This window comes from Dolichospermum sp. UHCC 0406 (assembly GCF_009712025.1).
In the GTDB taxonomy this organism is placed as follows: domain Bacteria; phylum Cyanobacteriota; class Cyanobacteriia; order Cyanobacteriales; family Nostocaceae; genus Dolichospermum; species Dolichospermum lemmermannii.
In genome coordinates, this window is the sequence record NZ_VILA01000014.1 from 119,469 (window position 1) to 143,279 (window position 23,811).

Annotated in this window: 16 protein-coding genes; 6 read left to right on the top strand and 10 right to left on the bottom strand. The window is 44.5% G+C overall.

Annotated elements, in window-relative coordinates; genetic code table 11:
* Positions 1 to 50: 50 nt before the first annotated feature.
* From FJR09_RS11575 to rpsT, 5 genes are all read right to left on the bottom strand, one after another.
* Positions 51 to 4,229: a DNA-directed RNA polymerase subunit beta'' gene (locus tag FJR09_RS11575; RefSeq protein ID WP_015083025.1), complete on the bottom strand. Its 4,179-nt coding sequence runs from the start codon at positions 4,227 to 4,229 to the stop codon at positions 51 to 53.
* Between the two features lie 276 nt (positions 4,230 to 4,505).
* Positions 4,506 to 6,398 (bottom strand): DNA-directed RNA polymerase subunit gamma, encoded by a 1,893-nt coding sequence (locus tag FJR09_RS11580; RefSeq protein ID WP_015083024.1) that lies wholly within the window; start codon positions 6,396 to 6,398, stop codon positions 4,506 to 4,508.
* 327 nt (positions 6,399 to 6,725) lie between these two features.
* On the bottom strand, positions 6,726 to 10,064 hold the full coding sequence (gene rpoB / locus FJR09_RS11585) for a DNA-directed RNA polymerase subunit beta (protein WP_015083023.1): 3,339 nt from the start codon (positions 10,062 to 10,064) through the stop codon (positions 6,726 to 6,728).
* Positions 10,065 to 10,791: 727 nt separating this feature from the next.
* The gene (locus FJR09_RS11590; protein ID WP_015083022.1) at positions 10,792 to 11,577 is read right to left on the bottom strand and encodes a TatD family hydrolase; all 786 of its coding nucleotides are present in this window, start codon (positions 11,575 to 11,577) and stop codon (positions 10,792 to 10,794) included.
* A 114-nt stretch (positions 11,578 to 11,691) separates the two neighbouring features.
* Positions 11,692 to 11,979 carry a 30S ribosomal protein S20 gene (gene rpsT, locus FJR09_RS11595; protein WP_168632342.1) on the bottom strand — a complete coding sequence of 96 codons (288 nt, stop codon included), beginning with the start codon at positions 11,977 to 11,979 and terminating at the stop codon, positions 11,692 to 11,694.
* Positions 11,980 to 12,624: 645 nt separating this feature from the next.
* Between rpsT and hisD the strand changes: the two genes are divergently transcribed.
* The gene (hisD, locus tag FJR09_RS11600) at positions 12,625 to 13,920 is read left to right on the top strand and encodes a histidinol dehydrogenase (protein WP_168652193.1); all 1,296 of its coding nucleotides are present in this window, start codon (positions 12,625 to 12,627) and stop codon (positions 13,918 to 13,920) included.
* Between the two features lie 99 nt (positions 13,921 to 14,019).
* A complete protein-coding gene (locus FJR09_RS11605; RefSeq protein ID WP_148764610.1) occupies positions 14,020 to 15,189 on the top strand; it encodes a homocysteine biosynthesis protein in 1,170 nt (389 codons plus the stop codon).
* A gap of 150 nt (positions 15,190 to 15,339) precedes the next feature.
* Here FJR09_RS11605 and FJR09_RS11610 read toward each other — a convergent pair whose 3' ends face one another.
* On the bottom strand, positions 15,340 to 16,329 hold the full coding sequence (locus tag FJR09_RS11610; RefSeq protein WP_015083720.1) for a hypothetical protein: 990 nt from the start codon (positions 16,327 to 16,329) through the stop codon (positions 15,340 to 15,342).
* A gap of 391 nt (positions 16,330 to 16,720) precedes the next feature.
* On the opposite strand from FJR09_RS11610, the gene FJR09_RS11615 reads away from it, so the two are divergent.
* The gene (locus FJR09_RS11615) at positions 16,721 to 17,629 is read left to right on the top strand and encodes a lipopolysaccharide assembly protein LapB (protein WP_015083719.1); all 909 of its coding nucleotides are present in this window, start codon (positions 16,721 to 16,723) and stop codon (positions 17,627 to 17,629) included.
* 121 nt (positions 17,630 to 17,750) lie between these two features.
* Here FJR09_RS11615 and FJR09_RS11620 read toward each other — a convergent pair whose 3' ends face one another.
* Together FJR09_RS11620 and FJR09_RS11625 are read right to left on the bottom strand one after the other, a co-directional pair.
* Positions 17,751 to 18,092, bottom strand: coding sequence for a hypothetical protein (locus FJR09_RS11620; RefSeq protein ID WP_015083718.1), 342 nt, complete (start codon positions 18,090 to 18,092; stop codon positions 17,751 to 17,753).
* A 132-nt stretch (positions 18,093 to 18,224) separates the two neighbouring features.
* Positions 18,225 to 18,842, bottom strand: a complete 618-nt coding sequence (locus FJR09_RS11625; protein WP_168653124.1) for a TMEM165/GDT1 family protein — start codon at positions 18,840 to 18,842, stop codon at positions 18,225 to 18,227.
* A 279-nt stretch (positions 18,843 to 19,121) separates the two neighbouring features.
* On the opposite strand from FJR09_RS11625, the gene arsM reads away from it, so the two are divergent.
* Positions 19,122 to 20,090 (top strand): arsenosugar biosynthesis arsenite methyltransferase ArsM, encoded by a 969-nt coding sequence (arsM, locus tag FJR09_RS11630; RefSeq protein ID WP_168653123.1) that lies wholly within the window; start codon positions 19,122 to 19,124, stop codon positions 20,088 to 20,090.
* Positions 20,091 to 20,171: 81 nt separating this feature from the next.
* Here the strand turns inward: arsM and FJR09_RS11635 are convergent, their stop codons facing one another.
* Complete coding sequence (locus FJR09_RS11635; RefSeq protein ID WP_168653122.1) at positions 20,172 to 20,966, bottom strand: Rpn family recombination-promoting nuclease/putative transposase; 795 nt, start codon at positions 20,964 to 20,966, stop codon at positions 20,172 to 20,174.
* A 357-nt stretch (positions 20,967 to 21,323) separates the two neighbouring features.
* Entirely contained in the window at positions 21,324 to 21,500 is a 177-nt protein-coding gene (locus FJR09_RS24680) for a hypothetical protein (RefSeq protein WP_160289948.1), read from the bottom strand.
* 210 nt (positions 21,501 to 21,710) lie between these two features.
* Here FJR09_RS24680 and FJR09_RS11640 point away from each other — a divergent pair, with 210 nt between their 5' ends.
* Positions 21,711 to 22,208 carry a hypothetical protein gene (locus tag FJR09_RS11640; RefSeq protein ID WP_168653121.1) on the top strand — a complete coding sequence of 166 codons (498 nt, stop codon included), beginning with the start codon at positions 21,711 to 21,713 and terminating at the stop codon, positions 22,206 to 22,208.
* A gap of 1 nt (position 22,209) precedes the next feature.
* Positions 22,210 to 23,487: an SUMF1/EgtB/PvdO family nonheme iron enzyme gene (locus FJR09_RS26150; RefSeq protein WP_168653120.1), complete on the top strand. Its 1,278-nt coding sequence runs from the start codon at positions 22,210 to 22,212 to the stop codon at positions 23,485 to 23,487.
* Positions 23,488 to 23,811: the final 324 nt, after the last annotated feature.

Sequence of the window (23,811 nt, forward strand, 5' to 3'; positions counted from 1 at the left end):
TTTTTAATTTTTAATTGTTAATTTTTAATTCCGCTGTGCGGTACTAGATTTTATTCATCATCAAAGTCATCATCATCTTCCTCATCATCATCTTCCTCAAAATCTTCATCATCTTCAACAACGATATCGCTAATTTCATCAGCAATTAAATCATCATCATCATCTAAAATCAGTCTTTCCCCTATCTTGCTACCAAAAGCACCATCTCCCATTCCCGGTGCATCCAAATTATAGAGTTTCGCTGTCCGGTCATCTAACACCATATCCAATGGGTCATCAACCTCATCCAGCACCCCACTACCTGGCTCTATCACGTAATCATCAATCACTCCCGCTTCCTCATAGGTGTTGTACCCAGTCCCAGCGGGAATCAAGCGCCCAATGATCACGTTTTCCTTGAGTCCGCGCAGCCAATCCGATTTGCCCTCAATGGCAGCTTCCGTTAGTACCCGCGTGGTTTCCTGGAACGAAGCCGCAGAGATGAAACTGTCAGTATTCAACGATGCCTTGGTAATCCCTAGCAGCATGGGAGTATATTCCGCCCGCGCCCCACCAGTAATGGACATCGCCTCATTCACCTGTTCCACCTGCCGCAATTCCACCAACTCACCTGGTAGCATGGTTGTGTCGCCACCGTCATCAATCCGCACCTTATTGGTCATTTGGCGGACAATCACCTCAATGTGTTTGTCAGATATCTCAATCCCTTGGGACTGATACACCATCTGCACTTCATTCACCAAAAAGGTCTGCACCTTCTGCAACGCATGACTCGCACAAGCATAGACCCCATCCTCTGACCCCAAGCTGAAGAATATCTCCAAAATTTCATGGGGATTAGAAGGGCCATCAGTCATTGGTTGTCCAGCCACAATCTGCGCCCCGTCAGGAACAATCAAATTCTGCCCCGGTCCGAGGGGATAGTCGGTCACTGTCCCATTGGCTTCCACAATCTTAATAGAGTAGGCTTCACGAGTAACAGATGTCACCTCATCGCCATCCCCATAGACAATCTTCACTTCCCCCGGACGACGCGCCAAAATACAGCCTTCCTTGGGTTTGCGGGCTTCTAGCAGTTCCTCAATCCGGGGCAAACCTTGGATAATGTCCCCAGTCTTGGCTCGTTCAAACACCAACAACACCAAATTATCACCCCGTTGCACCAAATCCCCATCTTCGACCTGTAGCACCGCCCCAGGACTGACTCGGTAAGGACGACCAACGCGGAGAGTAATAGAGTGGGCTGAATTGTCCTTTGTCAGCGATGCACTGAGCTTGTCGAAGTGTTGTCCGTTGTCCGTTGTTTTGTCACTGACCCCTTCGGGGTTCGTCAGTCGCTCATGGGGGAAACCCCCAAGACCGCGCTGACTCACCACTGACGACTGACCACTGACGACTTCTACTACCTGTCCCGATTCTGCGGCAAATATACCAGGAGCAATTTCGCTACCTTCCACTACCAAATCGCCCTTCTTGATATTCGGCAGCACATTGGTACCTATAGTTACCAAATCATTGGGACGCAGCACCAAACAACGGCGCACCGTTTCCGCCCCCTGCTGCACACCGCGAACAATTCCCCCTTCCTTACACAAAATCTTCGTCCGTGCTACCACAGCCCCCGGCTCAATGGTGTCACCGTCCGCAACTTCCAAATTAGTTTCTGTACTGCCTTGGGTCGCATCCGCTGTAATGTCGCGCCGCACTACCAAAGACTCCAAAATCACCAACTGTAACCGCTGAATTTCCTCATTTTCAGCATCAGTAATCAATTCAATGTCCGCAGCCAAAGGCGAAGCCCCGTGTTCCCCCTCCGTCTCCTGCTCAATCTCCAATACTATCTGTGTCCGCAGCAGTTCCACACCCTCCACCGACTTCACCCGCTCTGAATCCTTATAAGGAATCCTTTGCACCGCTCGTAACTGAATCGAACGCCCTGTATCCTGACTCACCGTCGTTGTCGCTGGGACATCAGGGTGGGTTGGCACAGCAAATTCTACCACCGGACGACTCAGCAATGCCGGACCTTCGGGAGTCTCCACATACTGGATATACCGCAACTCCGTCGCCACCATTCCTTGCAATTCTTCACCGGGCTGCAAAAATGTATTGTCATGGGCGATCGCAGTTTCCGGATCATCTACCATCAACAACTCACCCGGTTTCACTACCACTTCTCGCAAAATGTCATTCTTTTGGGTAACTTCTACCACCCCACCGGTTTGACAGAAAATGTCTTTGACCACTTCCGTTCCCGCTTCCACATACTGGCCATCCTCTACCAGCAGCAAGGAAATATCCTTGTTCACTTCATGGGTTTCTTCCGGTATCCACAGCAGCGTCCCCCCCTGCACCACCTCATAGCCTAATTTGGCTTTCCCTTTCTTCTGTACTTCCACTTGGGCAAATTTCAATAAGCCCCCGGTGGTCGTCCGGTACTGGTCATCAATCAATTCTGCCACTACCTGACCATTCTGCACCTTAGTCCCTGGAGTCGCCCGCAAATTAAATACCTGATTATTCGTGGTTGTAATCAAGTAGCTATTTCGCCCTTGGGAACTCTGGACGGTAATCGCTGCCTGATCCAATACCACAGAAGCGGTAATAATCTCGATTTCCCGCGTCCCTTTCCCGGGAATGGCCTCTGGTAATCGCACTACGCCTCCATGTACCGTTGTCAGCTTGGTTTGCGCCAATACTCCATTGGTAGCGATCGCATCCCCATTCTTGACAATCAACTCCGCCCCTGGCAGCAAGTTATATACGTCCCCCGATAGAATCCAAATCAAACCGCCTCTAGAAGCAGTAGTAGTGGTATTCCCCTGGCGGTCAGTCTTTGGTTCTGCCACCAGATCCGCAAATTTCACTTCACCAGCCAAGTCAGAAGCTACGTCTTTCACGGCTTTTTCTGTATTGGTTCTGGTGGTTCTACCTCCCAGCGCCACTTCAGCCACCAAATGCTCTGCCAATACCTGCTGACCATTGTGAATATATAGAGTTGAACCCTGGGTAACAGCAATTTCCTGGCTTTCCCCCGTTCCCGACTTCTTATCGCCCTCAATCGTCAAGGTCCCGTTGGCTTCCACATACAGGGCATCTTCACCATGACGAGTGCGGTAGGGACGGGTTTGCAATTTGCGAGGAATCTTCACTGTTCCTGCCACCTTAGACCGCACCTGTTGGGCAACTTCCCCGGTGAATACGCCTCCAGTGTGGAATGTCCGCATGGTCAACTGCGTCCCTGGTTCGCCAATACTTTGGGCGGCAATAATCCCCACAGCTTCACCCAAATCTACCATCTTGGCATGGGCTAAACTCCAACCGTAGCAATGCTGACACACTGACCGGGCAGCTTCACAGGTCAAGGGACTGCGGACAGTCACCTTTTGGACTCCGGATTTTTGGATAGCGATCGCTAAATCATCATCAATGGGCGTATTCCGCAGGGCAATGATTTCCCCTGTGACGGGATGCACCACGTCCTCACCCACAACCCGACCCATCAACCGCGTTGCTAGTTTAATTAAGATTTTATTCCCTTCGACCATTGCCCCAATGGTCAAGCCCTTATTTGTGCCACAGTCAAACTCTCGCACAATCACGTCCTGGGACACATCCACCAACCGCCGGGTCAAGTACCCAGAGTCAGCAGTCCGCAGCGCCGTATCCACCAGCCCCTTCCGCGCTCCATAACTAGAAATAATATATTCGGTAACTGTCAAACCTTCTCGGAAGTTGGTTTTAATTGGTAAATCAATAATTTCCCCCTGGGGATCTGCCATTAGTCCCCGCATCCCCACCAACTGCCGCACCTGGGAAATATTCCCCCGCGCCCCGGAAAAGGCCATCATATACACGGAGTTGAGGGGATCTGTTTTCTGGAAATGCACCACCACCTCATCCTTGAGTGCTTCTGAGGTACTGTTCCAAGTATCAATTACCTTCTGAAAACGTTCAACCTCGGTAATTTCCCCCCGTTGATAGCGTTCCTCCGTTACTAAAATTTCCATCTCTGCTGCTTCCAGCATCTCTTTCTTAGCCGGAGGAATCATCAAATCATCCACACTAATAGATACTCCGGCTCTGGTAGCGTAGCGAAAACCCAATTCCTTGAGTTTATCGGCCATTACTGCCGTCCGCGCTGTTCCATAATGAGTAAAAGACCAAGAAATCAGGTCTCTCAACTTAGCTTTGTTTACTACCAGATTCCGAAAAACTGCTTTAGTCATAATTTTTATTAGTCATTAGTCTTAGTTAGTTGAAGGAGTCAGAAGTCAGGAGTCAGAAGAGGGAAGGAGTCAGGAGTCAGGAGTCAGGAGTCAGAAGAGGGAAGGAGTCAGAAGGAGAAAGCAGAAAGAGGAAGGAGAAAGCAGAAAGAGGAAGGAATTTTTTACTTCTTCTTTCTTTCTTTCTTTCTTTCTTTCTTCTTCATTTCTCCTGACTCCTGACTCCTACCTCCTTCTTCATTCTGACTCCTTCTTCATTCTGACTCCTGACTCCTTTCTCTACGCATCTATCGCTTCCTGAATTGCCTGGTTATAAATTGCTCGTCCTGGAGTCGTATAAATATACTGAGAAATCAAATTCCCTTCCCCATCTTCCCGCACCCGTCGGAACTTATAAATCAGAGTCCGACTCATCAGCCTGCCCTTAGCGTCTTTGTCCTCAATTACCTCCACAGGTTCAGTATCCGGTTCACCCGAATCAATTTCCCCATCAAAACGCACATAAATATAGGCATGAAGCTCTACCTGTTTCGCCTCATAGGCCATAATTACATCGTCCAAAGAGGAGAAATACTTACCCGCCCCCTTGGTTGCCTTGGGGTTTTCCGCTGTCAAATAATATGCTCCCAAGACCATATCTTGGCTAGGAGTCACAATCGGTTTGCCCGTCGCTGGTGACAAAATATTATTAGAAGCCAGCATCAACAGCCGGGCTTCAGCTTGACTCTCTAAGGACAAGGGAACATGAACCGCCATTTGGTCACCGTCAAAGTCAGCATTAAAGGCGGGACAGACTAAAGGATGGAGTTGAATGGCTCTCCCTTCTACCAAAATCGGTTCAAAGGCCTGAATCCCCAATCGGTGCAACGTGGGCGCTCGGTTTAGCATCACTGGATGCCCCTCAATTACTTCCTGCAACACATCCCAAACACTGGCATCATTGCGAGAAATCAGCTTTTTCGCTGCCTTGATATTGTTCACCATGCCGGAACGAATCAGACGATTGATCACAAAGGGCTGAAACAACTCAATGGCCATTTCTCTGGGTAGACCGCACTGGTGAATCTTCAGATTCGGACCGACCACAATTACCGACCGTCCCGAATAGTCCACCCGTTTACCCAGAAGGTTTTGGCGGAAACGTCCTTGTTTTCCCTCAATAATATCGGACAAGGATTTCAGCGGCCGGTTATTAGCCCCCACCACAGTCCGTCCCCGCCGACCATTGTCAATCAAGGCATCCACAGCCTCTTGCAGCATCCGTTTCTCGTTGCGGACAATAATCTCCGGCGCGAGAATTTCCTGAAGTCTAGCCAAACGGTTGTTGCGATTAATCACCCGGCGGTACAAATCATTTAAATCGCTGGTGGCAAATCTGCCTCCATCTAGCTGCACCATGGGGCGCAAATCTGGGGGAATGACGGGAATAATTTCCATTACCATCCATTCTGGCTGAGAACCGGTAGCGATGAAATTATCAATTACCCGCAGCCGTTTAATTAATTTTGCCCGTTTCTGACCCTTGGCCTTTTCGATTTCATCCCGCAGGGTTTCGGCTTCTTGCTCCAAATTAATATCTGCCAACAGCCGCAACAGAGCTTCAGCACCAATGCCAACTTCCACACCCTCTAACTGGGAATCTTCGCTGTAGATAGCATCTTCGATTTCTAACCATTGGTCTTCGCTCAACAGTTGTTTGTAACTGAGAGTATCAGCGTTGCCCGGTGCTAAAACGCAGTAGGAGTTGAAATAAACAATCTGCTCCACATCCCGCAACGGCATATCTAGGAGAATAGCAATATAGCTAGGAATCCCTTTGAGATACCAAACATGAGCCACAGGGGCAGCCAACTTAATAAAACCCATCCTGTGACGACGGACGCGGGACTCTGTAACTTCTACACCACAGCGCTCGCAGACAATCCCTCTATGGCGCACCCGTTTGTACTTACCACAATGGCATTCCCAATCCTTAGCTGGGCCAAAGATGCGCTCGCAAAACAAACCATCCATTTCTGGTTTGAGGGTGCGGTAATTAATAGTTTCTGGCTTGGTAACTTCACCTACAAGTTGTCCATTGGGTAAAGTCCGTTCACCCCATTGACGGATGCGTTCTGGTGAAGCTATGCCAATTTTTACGTAGTCAAATTGATTAGTTTGGGGGGATCTCATAGCAATAAATAGGAGTTCAGGAGGTTGGGGAGGTTGGGGAGGTTGGGGAGGTTGAGGAGGTTGGGGAGGTTGAGGAGGTTGAGGAGGTTGAGGAGGTTGGGGAGGTTGGGGAGGTTGAGGAGGTTCGGGAGGTTGAGGAGGTTGAGGAGGTTGAGGAGGTTGGGGAGGTTGAGGAGGTTGAGGAGGTTGGGGAGGTTGAGGAGGTTGAGGAGGTTGGGGAGAAGGAAGAAATTTCTCCCCTACTCCCCCTGCTTCCCCTACTCCCCCTACTTCCCCTACTTCCCCTACTTCCCCTACTTCCCCTACTCCCTCTGCCCCCTGCCTCACTTACTCTTCCCCTTCCAGAGACTCACGAGAGAGTGACTCATAAGTCGGTCTAGGAGGTGTGCGCCGGGCAGCTTGGTCTGCCATTAGGTCTACTTCCACATCTAGGGAACTACCATCTGCTTGGGTTTCCACCTTATGCACGGCAATATCCAAACCCAAAGATTGCAACTCGCGCATCAATACTTTGAAAGATTCAGGAGTACCAGGACGGGGAATAGCCTTACCCTTGACAATGGCGTTGAGGGCTTCATTCCGTCCCTGCATATCATCGGATTTGACAGTTAACAATTCTTGCAAAGTATAAGCAGCGCCGAAAGCTTCCAACGCCCAAACTTCCATTTCTCCAAATCTTTGCCCACCCTGTTGAGCCTTACCGCCCAAAGGTTGCTGAGTCACCAGAGAATAGGGTCCAGTGGAACGGGCGTGAATTTTGTCATCAACCAAATGCACCAGCTTGAGCATATAGGCCACACCGACGGTAATAGCCCGGTCAAAGGGTTCACCAGTGCGACCATCATAGACCATGATTTTACCGGCATTGTCGGGGTTATAGATCCAGTCTTTAGTGGTTTCGTCTCTGGCTTCTTGGAGTTTGCCATGCACTAGCCGCCGGGAAGTTTCTTCGCCATACATTTCATCGAAGGGAGTAATCTTGAACCTGACTCCCAAATTATGACCAGCCCAACCCAGTAAACATTCAAACACCTGACCCACATTCATCCGGCTGGGTACACCCAAGGGATTGAGAACAATATCCACGGGTGAACCGTCAGCTAAGTAGGGCATATCTTCAGCAGCCAGAATCCGGGAAATAATCCCCTTGTTGCCATGTCTCCCTGCCATTTTGTCGCCCACTTGGATTTTGCGCTTTTGAGCCACATAAACCCGGACTACCATATTTGCCCCAGGTGGCAGTTCATCACCTTGTTCACGGGTGAACAACCGGACATCAACTACCCGACCTTTTTCACCATTGGGAACTCGCAGGGAGTTGTCGCGGACATCACGGGCTTTTTCACCAAAGATGGCGCGGAGGAGTTTTTCTTCGGGGGGTTGGTCAGATTCACCCTTGGGAGTAACTTTTCCCACGAGAATATCCCCAGCATCTACCCACGCCCCAATGCGGATAATGCCTTGTTCATCCAATTGTCTGAGGGCATCTTCACCAACGTTGGGAATTTCTCTGGTTATTTCTTCGGGTCCGAGTTTGGTTTGTCTGGCTTCGATTTCGTATTTTTCGATGTGAATGGAAGTATAGACATCTTCCTGTACCAGGCGCTCGGAAATGAGAATTGCGTCCTCGTAGTTGTAGCCTTCCCAGGGCATATAGGCGACAACTATATTTTGTCCTAGTGCCAGTTCTCCCCCTTCTGTGGAAGAACCATCTGCCAATACTTGACCTGCTACGACTTTTTCGCCAATTCTCACCAATGGTTTTTGGTTTAAACAGGTGTCTTGATTGGAACGTTGATATTTGGAAAGTTTGTATTTAAGTTCTTGGCCTTTTTCAATAACTTGGCTACCACTGGCTGCGGACAACTGACCACTGGCGCGGACACGAATTTCTGTGGCATCAACATAGACCACATCGCCATCGGTGCGGGAAACTATCACCATGCCGGAGTCTCTGGCGGCTTGGGCTTCCAAACCGGTTCCCACCAAGGGGCGTTCTGGTCTGAGTAGGGGTACAGCTTGGCGCTGCATATTAGAACCCATGAGCGCTCGGTTAGCGTCGTCATGTTCCAAGAAGGGAATCATGCTGGTGGCTACTGAGACAATCTGCACTGGAGAAACTGCCACATAATCCACCTGTTCGGGTCCTGTGGTTGTCCAGTCTTGGCGATAGCGCACTGGCACGTGGGGTCCTTTGATGTAACCATTTTCATCGAGGGGAACGTCACCTGTGGCTGTCCGCAGGTCGTCTTCTTCGTCTGCTGTCATGTAAACAGGCAGCACATCAAAGAGGACTTTGCCATTTTCTACTGGTCGGAAGGGTGTTTCTAGAAAACCATAGAGGTTAACGCGGGCATGGGTGGCTAATGAACCGATGAGTCCGGCATTTGGTCCTTCTGGTGTTTCAATGGGGCAAATCCGTCCGTAGTGGCTGGGGTGAATATCTCGAACTGCAAACCCGGCTCTTTCTCTGGTCAAACCACCTGGTCCCAAGGCACTGAGGCGGCGTTTATGGGTCAATTCTGCCAAGGGATTAGTTTGATCCATGAATTGACTGAGTTGGCTCGAACCAAAGAATTCTTTGATAGCTGCTACTAAGGGTTTGGGGTTAACTAGAGATGCGGGAGTGAGAGATTCGGCATCGGATACGGTCATCCGTTCTCGAATAATTCTTTCTAAGCGATTTAACCCTACTCTGACCTGGTTTTGCAGCAATTCCCCAACGCTTCTGACTCGGCGATTTCCGAGGTGGTCAATGTCATCAATACTACCGATGTCGTATTCTAGATTTATGAGGTAATCAATGGCGGCTAAGATGTCCCCAGGGGTGAGGACGCGCATGGTGTCGGGGGCGGAAAGACGAAGTTTTTTGTTGAGTTTATAACGTCCAACTTTACCCAGGTCATAGCGTTTAGGATCAAAGAAGCGGGAGTCTAAAAGCTGTTGTCCACCTAAAACTGTGGGCGGTTCACCGGGACGAAGTTTCCGATATAATTCCATTAGGGCTTCTTCTTCGGAAAATTGCCCTTCTTTTTCGATGGTTTTTTGGAAGTATTCTGGATGGCGCAGTGCATCAAATATCTCGTTATCTGATAATCCCAGGGCTTTCAACAGTACCTGGGCTGACAGTTTCCGGGTTTTGTCTATCCGTACCCAAACTAAGTCATTACGATCTGTTTCAAATTTCAGCCATGCCCCCCGGTTCGGAATTAAGCTGGCAGAATAAGTCCGTCGTCCGTTTTTATCAATTTCTGATTTATAGTAAACTCCAGGCGATCGCACAATTTGATTGACAATGACGCGTTCAGCACCGTTAATAATAAATGTGCCTCTATCTGTCATCAATGGCAAATCGCCAATAAATACTTCTTGTTCTTTAATGTCTCCTGTTTCTTTGTTTAGCAACCGGGTGGGGACATACATTTGCACTGCATAAGTGCTATCTCTCCGCTTGGATTCTTCAACACTGTATTTAGGTTCTTTAAGTTTATAGTTATTGCCTAAAAAGTGCAGTTCTAGTTTGCCAGTGTAGTCTGTAATTGGACTAAAGGAGTTCAGTTCTTCGATTAGCCCTTCTTCTAGAAACCAGCGAAAACTAGAACGCTGAATTTCAATCAAGTCGGGTAATAGAAAGGCGGATTCCATGTATTTATCGTCGTTAGTCATGCCTTTACCTTTATCAACCTGGTTAAACTTTCAAAGAGGTATTGGTGGAGTTCTGCCATGAAGGCTTTTCTGCATAAAATATGAATTGGTGAGTGTTGAAGTCTATTTACTTGGTAACAGCCTGCTCCACCGACAATTTAGCTGATAGCGTGGCGTTGGCTATAAGATTTTTTTTACTTCACACTTCTTCATACTTCACCCCTCACACCTTATGCCTGATACTTTATCCTTGCTGTAAGATCCCCAAACTGGGAGTTCCGCAAGAGTCGAATTCGATAGCGCAATATGGCATAAGAGCCTGCACTATGGATTTGATATGGATATGATTGTCTGGACTAGACAATTATTTTTAACGATTTTCTTTATTGTTTGATATATTGAAGGATTGCTGTTTTCAGGTTTCAAGTTTTTTTTAGTCAACCTAGGTTGCCACGGTTTGTTATCTATTGAGAGCATCCGTTTGTAGAGATTTAAGTGGATGGGCAGACAATTTTGGATTTTAGATTGGGGTCGTTGCGATTGATCAAGCTGGCTAAAACCACAAATTCCCAAACTGGCTAATATCATTTTGATAACAGCACAAATTGAGTTTTAGGAGTTATTATCCTTCCTTTACCATTATGGCTTAACCTAAATGTTTTAGAGGGAATAATTTTAGCACATTTTCATTCAATAGAAGTATCTTCTTGATGAAATCAGCGCTAATTCTTTGGGACTTGATGCTGATCTACAACGCTAGACCAAATAATCTACAGGCATTTTGGGTGGTTTTCTGGGCAATTTCCTCTATTGTTTCTTCTCGTAGTTTTGCTAATTGCTCCGCTACATAGCGAACATTGGCGGGTTCATTCCGCTTTTCGCCACGTTTGGGAACGGGTGACAGAAATGGACAATCTGTTTCTATCAGTAAGCGATCGCTATTCACCATTGCGGCAGACTCTTGAATAGTTTTGGCATTCTTGAATGTCACTGTGCCGCTAAAGCTAATATAGAAACCTAAATCTAGAAACCATTGAGTTTCTTCTGGTGTCCCTCCCCAGCAGTGCATGACACCCCGTACCTTTTCCCCATGCCAATTCCGCCATTTTTGCAATACATCCCTGACTGCTGGTGCAGCATCACGACAATGGATGATCACTGGTAAATTCAGTTCACAAGCGATCGCTAATTGTGATGCAAATACTTCATGCTGAAGCTCATAATTATCTGCTTTGTAAAAATCCAACCCCATTTCCCCAATGGCTACCACTTGAGAATGAGAACTGGCTAAAGACTTGATTTGGGCGGCTGTTTGGTCATCCCATTTATGAGCATCCAGAGGATGCAGCCCCACAGCAAAGCTAAGTTCAGGAAACTGCTCGGCTATGCGGCTAATGCTCGCAAATTCCTGGGGGTGAACACAGGAGTGGACTAATCGGACTACTCCTGCTTCTTGCCACCGAGTGCGAACGGCTGCTAAATCTGGCTGGAAAGTGTCAAAGTTAATGTGTACGTGGGTATCTATAAGTTGCATAGCTTGTCATTAATCAATGGTCAGTGGTGAGTTAGCGCGGTCTTGAAGGTTTCCCCAATGAACAAATGACTAACCCCGGAGAGGGTGAGTTGTCAACAAACCACTGACTATTGACTAAGCAGTAAGGGTTTTGTGTTTACGAGCTAAACTTGACTTTTTTCTAGCTCCATTGTTGGCATGAAGCACACCAGTCTTTACAGCTTTATCAATTTTGCTGTAAGCTTCGGACATTCTCGTTTCCACTTCCTGCTTGAGTTCTGTTGTCGGGTTGGCAGCAAAAGCTTCCACAGAACTAAAGTATTTCTTCATCAGCGTTTTAACTGCTGATTTATAAGCTTTGTTACGCAGTCGGTTTCGTTCTCCGATTTGAGCGCGTTTAAGAGCAGATTTTGTATTCGCCACAGTAATTCCAAAAAAAGACTATTAATTATGTACACACACTACTAGGTTTAATAAATATAGCATTATTTTTGCTGATGTGATAATTTTTGAAAAAAAATATTTTATTTGGGCGTAAAAGCTGATGCTTACGGCTAAAAAAATAGATTAGAATGGTTTACTGACAAGGAAAACAGACCAGTTACCTCAATTCAGACAGAGGGAATATTAAATTTCTGGGGTTCCTTTTAGGAACTACGGTCAGAAACGGTAAGTTCTACCGAGATTGCCTGTGGAGCGGAAAAACCTCTTAGAAGCCATTCTAAGACCGTGATGAAGCAGGAAGTAAACACTAAGGTTATCGCTGTCCAGATGTGTCTAGACTTTGGTAATTTTGGGTAAGTTTTATAGAACGGTTGTCCGAGTTTTATAAAGTAGTATCAGAAAAAATCCAGGTTAAGCTAGAGAAGAGAATCATATCCAGCTTTAGACCCTAACACCGCAGAGCGGAAGTCAAAAGTCAAAAATCAAAGGTCAAAAAGCTTATATGTTAGGCTTTTTAGCTATTTTGAATGGTTTTTCTACTGACGCAATGTTGTAGTAGCAAGTAAAAAGCCCAAATGGTTCTGAAGATCAAAATATTGTAAAATTTGGCATTGTCATTACTCCATGCTGCGAATTATTACTCAGCAGGCAGACGTTAGATCAGAACTGCAACGGATCTGCGATCGCACCCAGGATGAACAGGTACTTCATAAAGAAGCAACAGTCCGCGAAGTGTTGCAAGCGGTGAAGCGCCAAGGTGACAAAGCTGTACTACATTATACAGCGGAATTTGATCACCAAATCCTCAAACCAGAAGAACTCAAAGTAACAGGCTCAGAACTGGATGCAGCTTACCAACAGGTATCCAAGGATTTCCTCCAGGCGATTCGCCTCGCTTGCCAAAAAATAGAAGCTTTTCACCGTCAGCGAGTTCCCAAAAGCTGGGTACAGTTTGGTGATGATCAAGTAGTTTTAGGCAAACGCTATACCCCCGTAGACCGAGCAGGTTTATATATCCCAGGCGGTCGGGCTTGTTACCCCAGTACAGTGTTAATGAACGCCATTCCGGCAAAAGTGGCTGGTGTCCCTCGTGTGGTGATGGTGACACCTGCTAGAGGCGGTAAAATGGTGAATCCTGCGGTTTTGGTAGCGGCCCAAGAAGCAGGAGTTCAGGAAATTTACCGTGTGGGTGGCGCTCAAGCTATCGCGGCTTTAGCCTATGGCACAGAAACCATTCCCAAGGTTAATGTCATTACAGGACCAGGGAATATTTATGTCACCTTGGCGAAAAAGTTGGTTTACGGAACGGTGGGAATTGATTCTTTAGCAGGTCCTAGCGAAGTGCTGGTAATTGCTGATGAAACAGCTAATCCTGCCTATGTAGCGGCTGACTTGTTAGCTCAAGCAGAACATGATCCTATGGCGGCCGCAATTTTGCTGACAACAGATGCTGGGTTGGCAAAAAAAGTACAAATGGCGGTGGAAAGACAATTGGTAGATCACCCGCGCCGGATAGATACCGAAAAAGCGATCGCCCATTATGGTTTAATCGTCGTGGTGGAATCCCTGGAAGCCGCCGCCGAACTTGCCAACGAGTTTGCACCAGAACACTTAGAATTAGAAGTTGCTGATCCTTGGGCTTTAATGAACCAAATTCGCCATGCTGGGGCAATTTTCTTGGGTAGTTCCACACCTGAAGCTGTAGGAGACTATTTAGCCGGTCCTAACCATACCTTACCTACTTCCGGTGCAGCCCGTTATGCTTCAGCTTTAGGGGTAGAAACATTTTTAAAACACTCAAGTATTATCCAATACTCACAAACTGCTTTGGAAAAAGTGGCATCTGCCATTGACATCTTAGCAACTACGGAGGGTTTACCTTCTCATGCTGATTCCGTTAAACTCAGGGTAGAGGATTGACACTCTGAGGTTGAAAATACGGTCTTAAAAATGACTCCCCCGTAAGCAGGCTATCGTCAACGCCCCCAGTGTACCGATAGTCCTTCAAATAAATTTAAAATGCGAACAATTGCGGAAATTAATGAGAAAATCACCCGAAAACGGGCGGTAGTCTGGACTGCTGAAGAGTTAAAAGCCCGAGTTGCGGAAATTGGTGTTAGTAAAGCTGCCAAAGAAGTAGATGTAATTACCACTGGCACATTTGAACCAATGGAATCAAGTGGTGCAATTATTAACTTAGGACATACTGACCCACCCATTAAAATTCGGCGTTGCTGGTTAGATGGAGTCCCGGCTTATGCGGGTTTTGGGGCTGTGGATTTATACTTAGGTGCTAGTTGTCCAGTTGACTCTCTGGATGGGGAAGATGTGCGGGAACGTGGTGGTGGTCATGTGATTGAGGATTTAATTGCCGGTAAATCTATCCAAGTTCGCGCTGTGGGACAAGTTACCGATTGCTACCCTAGAGCCACATTTGAAACCACCGTTACCCGTGACACTATCAATCAGTTTTATTTATTTAATCCGCGCAATCTTTATCAAAATTTTATTGTTGGTGTGAATGGAGGCGATCGCCCACTACATACCTATCTAGGACCATTGCAACCCCGCTTAGGAAATGCGGTTTATTCTAACCCCGGTTCGCTTTCCCCCCTCCTGAATGACCCCGATTTACAACTTGTGGGAATTGGGACAAAGATTTTTTTGGCTGGGGGTGTTGGTTATGTGGCTTGGGAAGGGACACAACATTTTCCCTTGCAAAAGCGGTTAGAAAATCGCACACCTATTGGACCTTCGGCAACTTTGGCGTTAATTGGTGATGCTAAACAAATGGATGCGCGATGGATACGAGGCTGTTATTTTAAAAGCTATGGACCATCTTTAATGATGGGTGTGGGTGTACCATTGCCAGTTTTAAATGCTGGTGTGGTAGAACGCTGTGCTGTGCAAGACAAGGATTTAGTAGCACCAATTGTAGATTTTTCGATTCCTCGTCGTGTCCGTCCTACCTTCGGTTTAGTGAGTTACGCACAACTTAAATCTGGACGTATCACTATTGAAGGTAGGACGGTACGAGTAGCCTCTTTAGCCAGTTTATTTCTTTCCCGACAAGTAGCCCAAGAGTTGAAACAGTGGATTAAAGAAGGGATATTTACCCTAACTGAACCAGTAGCCCCAATTCCTATGGAGCGTTCTTTTTTACCCCAAGACCGTTGGACGGAGTTTTAAGAAGAAGGAGTCAGGAGTCAGGAGTCAGGAGTCAGGAGAAAGAGGGAATAAGAAAGAATAAAATTCTTTACCTGTTCCCTCAAAATTAATCCCCATTGAGTTTAAGCTTCTTGGCAATTAACAACTGACAACTGACAACTGACCAATCACCTAATCCGGACTTGGTTTAGGCTTTTTAACTGGCATAGGAGTGGGGGCTTTTGGTATGGGTTTGGTGATGACGGTGGGATCACCTGCTGTCTTTTTAATGGGACGTGGGGCATCTCCATTGCCATTGCGTCTGGGAGGGAATGGCCTTCTATCACCACCACCACCACCACCACCACCACGAGGCGCTCCTTTGAACGGTGGTCGGCGTTTTTTGGGTAAATCGGCGATCGCTTCGGCATTAACTACTACTAATGCGTCATTTTCCCGTTTAACATTGAAGTCCCAGAACTTACCTACAGCTTTGGTAGTTAATACGCCCTTGAGTTTCAACTTAAAATATTTAGCTTTATCAGTAGGTTTACGGGGAGCTTGTTTGATTTTCACAACCAAACTCTTTTCGTCAAAAGACTGGTAAACTACCTCACCACGCACAGAAAAGCCACCATCAGGAACTGCTGATGAAGGTTTTGGATGAATGCTTAACGCTACACTACCGTTATTAGAAACTGCTGTCGAATCTGTACCAGCTTCATCTAGTTCATATTTGGCCAGATTTTCTGGTTCCCAAACACCAACAATTTGCAGGTGCAATGCGTCATTTTCTTGTCTAGTGCGGGGATAAACTACCCATAGATGTTCTGTTTCTAGGTCTAAGTGATTTTTGACTAAACTCATAATCCGACCTAAGAGGACGGCATTAAGTTCAACCCCATCTTTTGTGATTAGTGTCCCCTGGGTGAACTGTTCATCACTAGCATGGTAACATCCGCGAATTAACCCAATAGCTCGGTATTGAGTCGGTTCGCTAGGAGGTGGAATTGGTTGTTCTCGATTAGGCAAATGCCCATTAGAGTCAGTCAGGGATTTTTCCAGTTTAGAGGATTGGTCTGCTAATGTATTAGCATTAACAGGGGATTCAATCTCTTTTATGCCTTGGTTAGAGGCTGTTAAATTTGCGGATTCAGAAGACGGCATCAGGTCGGAATTCATAAAAACTCCTTACGGCACAAGACATACCCCATTGTGGGATTTAATAAAAACAAAGGAAAAGAGCAAGTGTGTGACTGATCAGAGTATATTTCTTTTTAATCTGGTCAGTCCCTTGATGCTCTGTACGAAAATCAAAACGCCAGATATCACATTTATACACTAAATGTGTAATTTAGCGTCCTTAATCCAGTTATGGCTTACGCCAAGCTACGCTATCGGAAGCATAGCATACCGATAATTCGGACGGATCTTCCTAAAGTCATCACTTACTTTAGCAGGATAGATATTTATTTGTTATAAAATTCACAGACAAATGACCGTATTCCGCAAAGTTTTGGAAATTTTTAACTTTGCAATTTATCTCATTCCCATTTAGGAGCAGAATAATATTGTGTCTGAATCGCGTAATCGCTGGATAGTCCGAGTAGTTTTAGCTTTCGCTGTTGTTGCTTTTTTGGGTGTTTCTATTATGCCTATCATTACAGCGGTTAATAAACCCCAATCATCTCCACAAAATCAGCCCACTGCTGACCCTAAAATATCTTCATCGGAGCAAAAGTCAAAACTGGAAGATCAAGTTCGGGGTTATGAATTAGTTTTACAAAAAGATGCAGAAAATCAAACTGCACTCAAGGGACTTTTGCAAGCGCGTTTAGGTTTGTTGAGTCAAAAAAGCCAAGGGGAAGTGAAACCAGCGGATATTCAAGCTGTGATTGAACCTTTAGAAAAACTCGCTAAACTCAATCCCCAACAGTCGGAGTATGGGGTTTTACTGGCACAAGCTAAACAACAAATTGGTGATAAGGAGGGGGCTGCCCAAACTTATCGCTCTATTTTAACTAAAAAACCTGGTGATTTGAAAGCTTTGCAGGGCATGGTGAATTTGCAATTAAGTGAAAAGCGTCCAGAAGCAGCTATTGGCTTATTACAAGAAAGTTTAGCTGCTGCGACTCAAGCTAATACTATTCAGCCGGGTAGTGTGGATGTGGTTGCTGTGCAGGTGCTTTTAGGTAGTGTATACGCTTTTCAAAAGAATGATAATAAAGCTATCTCTGCTTATGATCAAGCAATTAAGAAAGATGCTCAAGATTTTCGCCCCGTTTTAGCAAAGGCAATGCTGTTTAAGGAACAAGGTAAGCTTGATAAAGCAAAACCTTTATTTGATAGTGCGACGGCTTTAGCACCGGCTCAGTATAAGGATGAAATAAATAAAGCCGCAGCTTCTAATCCTACTCCTACGGCATCACCTACGCCTTCATCCACAGAATCACCTACGGCATCACCTACGGCTACTCCGTAAGGTGTAGGGAGGAGAGGTAAACTGATAAAAGTCTCTGAGTTTTTTAGCAATAAAATAGGAGTTGAGCAAAAAATAATTCAACTCCTGATCAATAAATTATTTTTTGATCAGGATGCTGAAATTAAAAGGGTAAGTATCCTGTTGTAAGCATTTTATAACCAGAGGCGATGCAAATTAGTGAGAGAAAAAACTGCCATAAACTAGTAGGGTTAAGAATTGCACGACTGCTAATAAATATGGCCATAATACCAACGGCAACAGCAGTCCATCCCAAATCTTTCATACTTCCTGGAGCAAAAACTAGCAAGAGTACACCTGATGTTAATGCTAATACTGAAATATCAGCAGAAATTCCTCGCCACCAATAAGGATAAACATTGGTTGTAAAAAAGATATTTTCTCCTACAAGGTAAATACCCAAAATTAGCAACCCAAAGCCGACAATTCTCAGTAAAAAGCCCATAATGTACCCCTATAAAAAAATTTACATCTGACTAAGACTTAAAAGTACAACTGAGGGCGGGGAAACCACGCACCTACAGGTTTTGTAATTTTATCACGGTATCTCACTCAGGTGCATACAGGGGTATTGAATTTATTTTCCTTCTATGGCGGCCACTATGCCGAAGATGATAAATAGAAAGCCGCCTAAAAAGGTAATTTGTCTTTCAGAAATTTTACCTGCAATTAATCTACCACCGATGACGGCGATCGCTGCACAAATTGCGTGTCCTAATATTGCTCCCATTGTCACACCAATGGGGTTATTCCCGGCTGCTAAGGCTATTGTAGCTATTTGTGTGCGATCGCCCCATTCTGCTATAAATGTTAATACGAAGGATTTCAGTAAAATTGACCAAACACTTTTTTGCTGGGAATTATCTAAATCTGCTTTTTCTACCGCTTCTTGTGCCTCTTCTGCGACTTCTTCGGTAGCAGATATAGCCATTTTATTGGCATCATAAATTAACTTCAAACCAAAGGCAATAAACAAAACTATTTCGGCGTAATGAATATAGACTTTTGGTAATAAAGATACTACCTGCCCAAATGCAACTGATAAGACAGTCATAGCCGCTAAAGCAGCTACTACACCAGTGAATACCAAGCGCCGCGAGTGGTGCATGGAAAGAATCACAGCAATAAAAAATGTTTTATCACCTAGTTCGGAAATGGTAATTAGTAATAAACCTGCGGTAAAAGCTGTTAACACTCTCTCAAACTCCTAAAGGATTTTTTACCTGTGTGGAGTATCAATGAGAGCAATCAAACCTCACTGAACTCCACATAGTTAAATGTGTAGTCAGTGAAGGTCTCGCTTTCAAATACTTTATTTATTCGCTATCTAAACCAGGCTCATCACCAGTATGTTGACTTAGATATACTGAACAGAAAACTTTGATTTACTGCCAGCAGCTACTCCCCTTCTATTAGTTATGTATAATACTCTTTTTGACCACAAAAGTCAAGCCATAAACCCTAATTTGAGATTATGACCTATTTAGAAACCGCAGCCCAATTTTACAGCCAAGTTGCCCAAACACCAGAAATAGGTCTTTGTTGTGTTCAAAGTACACCTTTACAATTACCAGGGCTAAAAATTCCTCTGGCTATGCAGGAAATGAACTATGGTTGTGGAACTACGGTTCATCACAACGAACTTAATAATGAACCAACAGTCTTATATATTGGTGTTGGTGGTGGTTTAGAAGCTTTGCAATTTGCTTATTTTTCTCGTCGTCCTAGTGCGGTGATTGCTATTGAACCTGTGGAAGCTATGCGAGAAGCTGCAATGCGTAATTTAGAAATTGCTGCAACAGAAAACCCTTGGTTTGATCCTAGCTTTGTCGAAATTCGTCCGGGAGATGCTTTTAATTTACCTGTTGTGGATGCTTCTGTAGATGTAGTAGCGCAAAATTGCCTGTTTAATATTTTTGAACCAGCAGATTTAACTCGTGCTTTAAAGGAAGCATATCGGGTATTGAAACCAGGTGGACGCTTGCAGATGAGTGACCCAATTGCAACAAGTCCAATTCCTGCTCATTTACAACAAAATGAAAATTTACGCGCTTTATGTTTATCTGGTGCTATTACATATCAAGAATATACTCAATTAATTATTAATGCTGGTTTTGGACAAATTGAAATTCGCGCTCGTCGTCCTTATCGGTTATTAGATAAACAAACTTATCAACTACAGGAAAATCTGCTTTTAGAAAGTCTGGATTCTGTGGCTTTTAAGGTAGATATTCCCGCAGACGGAGCTTGTATTTTTACTGGTAAAACAGCGATTTATGCAGGTAAGGAAGCATTTTTTGATGATAAGAATGGGCATATTTTACAAAGAGGAATTCCTGCGGCGGTTTGTGATAAAACAGCGGGAAATTTAGCAAATTCAAATCCTGAAGAAATCATTATTACTAATTCTACATGGTATTACGATGGTGGGGGATGTTGTTAATTTTATGTATGTTTATATTGTTATAGCTTGCGTGACGATGCAAGAGTCATCCGCCACGCTATCAGCAAGTTCTAATTAAAACTATGATTCTTGAATTTCTTTTTGTAAAGCCTGAATTTGCTGAAGAGATAATTCCGTAATTTCGGCAATTTGTTCTAAACTCATGCCAGTTCGTAACAATTTTAAAGCAAACTTTCTGGTTGCTTCTGCTTCACCTTCAGCTTTACCTTCTTCTAAAGCTTCTTGATAAACTCTGGTTTGTTTCAACTCACTTAAACCTAACATAGCTTCAATCTCCTCTCTGCTTTTTTTGGGTAATTTGTAGACGATAATTGTCTCAATCAGATTAATTAAATCCCGTTTAATTTTGATATCAGTTAGTTGTTGGGTTGCTTGTGCAATTAAGCGTCTTGCTAATGCTGGTGCAGCCTTCTCTGTTTCTATTACTAGTTTAACAACTCCCACCCCTAAAGAACTCTCTCCCAACTCATCTAAATAAATGCGTGTAACTCTTTCAAGCAGCAAGATTTCGCCAAATTGTAAATTCTGTTCTCTTTCTATATTACGACTAGGATAGATGATTACAGCTTGCCAAGGATGAGGAGTTTTGTATTGTCGTAGGTAGAGAAAAAGTTCTGCAAAGAGACGATAATATAAATTATCATCGGGTTGAAATTGAACCTCGACAATATAAAATGGTTTTTTAGGATCTTTGGTGGTTGGTAAAAATAAACCGTCTAAACGAAAAGCCAGTTGTTTAACTTCACGAGAGGTAAATTCATAAACATCTGCTTCTGTGGGAGAATTATTAATTAATTCAAAAAAGATGCTAGGAAATGCTTGAAATAAGCTATAGAAAATTGTATCGGTTTTCACGGTAATTGAGTAATTCTTATATCTAAACTCTAGTGAATTTTATCTCTTGTAGGGTGCGTCAGAGAGGATATTTTGACAAAAAACAGATTTCTTCTATCTGACGCTAGTGAATTTTATCTCTTGTAGGGTGCGTCAGAGAGGATATTTTGACAAAAAACAGATTTCTTCTATCTGACGCACCCTACTCAATAAGTTATTCCCAAACGACGCAATTTCCTCGTTCTCAGGTGCGTCAGAGAGGATATTTTGACAAAAAACAGATTTCTTCTATCTGACGCACCCTACTCAATAAGTTATTCCCAAACGACGCAATTTCCTCGTTCCCAGTCTCTGACTGGGAATGTCATCTTAGAGGTTCTACCTCCAGGTACAATAGAGGCAGAGCCTCTTAACTACATTCCCACGCAGAGCATGGGAACGAGATGGCTTTGTCGAAATTCGTCCGGGAGATGCTTTTAATTTACCTGTTGCAGATGCTTCTGTAGACGCAAAGCCAGAAAACTCTCGTTCCCAGTCTCTGACTGGGAATGTCATCTTAGAGGTTCTACCTTCAGGTATAATAGAGGCAGAGCCTCTTAACTACATTCCCACGCAGAGCATGGGAACGAGATGTCTAAATAAATGCGTGTAACTCGCTCAAACAGCAAGATTTCCCCAAATTATAAATTCTCTTGCTTTTATTTCTAAGTTCAGTATGGTTTAATTTAGATGGAATAAATAATTAATTTTATTAAAATGGCTTTTATGCCTAAACAAGATCCCGCAAAGTTAAAAAAAGTATCTATTAGTCTTCCCTTTGGTATTGGTGCTGCGGAATGGGAAGCGGACACAACGGAACGGAAAGCGGCTTGGTCGTTGTATGTGGAACTGGTGACACGGGTTGCTGTGCAGTCCTTAGAAGTTGACCAGGGGTTAGTGCGGGAAGCGTTAAATTCTTTGTATAGTTTATTCGGAACTACCCGCGAAATTCTCAAAGCGGCTGGACCTGATGTGGGTGCTGCTAAGAACTCAGTTGGGGGTATTGCTATTGCGGTGTTGAATAATGGGTTACGACCATTTTTAGCTAAATGGCATCCTATTTTACAAGCTTGGGAAGCAAGACGACCTATGGGGGTAAGTGTGAAGGAACACGAGGTGAGTTGGTCTGAGGAAGGAAAGTTGCGAAGCGAGTTGGCTGCTTTGCGAGGCGATTTAGAAGAGTATGCGAAGGCTTTGGCGATTATTGCTGGTGTGGAGGAGTAAAATGTCTGATAACCGACTACAATTTGATGTTTTCCTTGCTCACAATAGTAAAGATAAACCCGAAGTTATAAAAATTGCCAACAAACTACGACAAGGTGGTTTAAATCCTTGGTTAGATAAGGAGCAAATTTTTGCTGGAGACAATATTCAAGAAGTTGTTTTTCAAGGAATTTCGCAGTCTAAAGTAGGTGCTTTTTTTATTAGCCAAAATAGATTGGGAGCTTTTCAGAGGAATTTAGAACTTGGTGCAATAATACAATTTTTTCTGGAAAAAAAAGAAAAAGGTTTTCGTGTGATTCCTATTTTACTTCCTGATATTAGCGATATTCCAGATGAATTATATCATTTAAAACAGTGGGCTTGGATTAGATTTACTAATTCAAATGTTGAAGAAGATGAAGAAGCATTACAGGATTTAATCCGTGGTATCAGAGGACGGAAAGAAGTTATTCTAACGCCGCAACCAGACCCGATAATTAATCCGGAAATTAAACCCATTCCCAAAACAGCAGAGTATTTTGCCCAAGACTTGGGAAATGGTGTAATTCTGGAAATGGTAGCTATTCCCGGAGGGACTTTTATCATGGGTTCTCCAGAAAATGAGGAAGGCCGAACTTCGGATGAAAGTCCACAACATCAAGTTACTGTTCCCCCCTTTTTCATGGGTAAATATCCAGTTACGCAAAAACAATGGCGGGCTGTAGCTGCACTAGGAAAGGTTAACATTGATTTAAAATCTGATCCATCTCGTTTTAAAGGTGATAATCTGCCAGTTGAGTGTGTATCATGGAATGATGCTCGAGAATTTTGTGACAGACTTTCCCGAATGGCAAATAAAACCTATCGTTTACCTAGCGAAGCTGAATGGGAATATGCTTGTCGTGGAGGAACTACTACCCCGTTTTATTGTGGGGAAACAATTTCTACGGATTTAGCTAATTATAATGGTAACTACACTTATGGGCAGGGACAAAAAGGACAATTTCGAGAAAAAACCACAGAGGTAGGAATTTTTCCCGCCAATCCTTTTGGTTTATATGATATGTGTGGGAATGTGTGGGAATGGTGTGAGGATGGGTGGCATGAAAACTATATAAATGCGCCTACAGATGGCAGTGCTTGGACAAGTCTAAGCAGTGAAGTTATGCTGCGGGGCGGGTCTTGGATCTACAATCCTCAAGCCTGCCGTTCCGCGTATCGCAACTACGACGGCCGCGTCAACCACTGCAACAATATTGGTTTTCGTGTTGTCTGCGTTGTTGGGAGAATTCTTCGGTAGCCCTTTATACTCTTGCTCTTTTGTGCTCTGCGCTCTTATTCTTTTCACTTCCCTAGCGTAACGGAGTGGAGCGATCAAAAATATTTTATTTAGATTTCGGGAATGATTGATGGGTTGTTTATCCATAATATAGGAAACTTTCGATTTAGTCAAGTGGTATGTTCCAATTATCAATAGTCTGCCACTTCCCCCTGTCTCTTAGAGGGTGTTTGAAAAGTATTATATCAAACCCGTAATCTCCAAAAACCTAACCCCCCTACCCCCCTTCCCTGCAAGGGAATGGGGGTTTTAAAGCCTCTCCCCTTGCAGGGGAGAGGTTTGGAG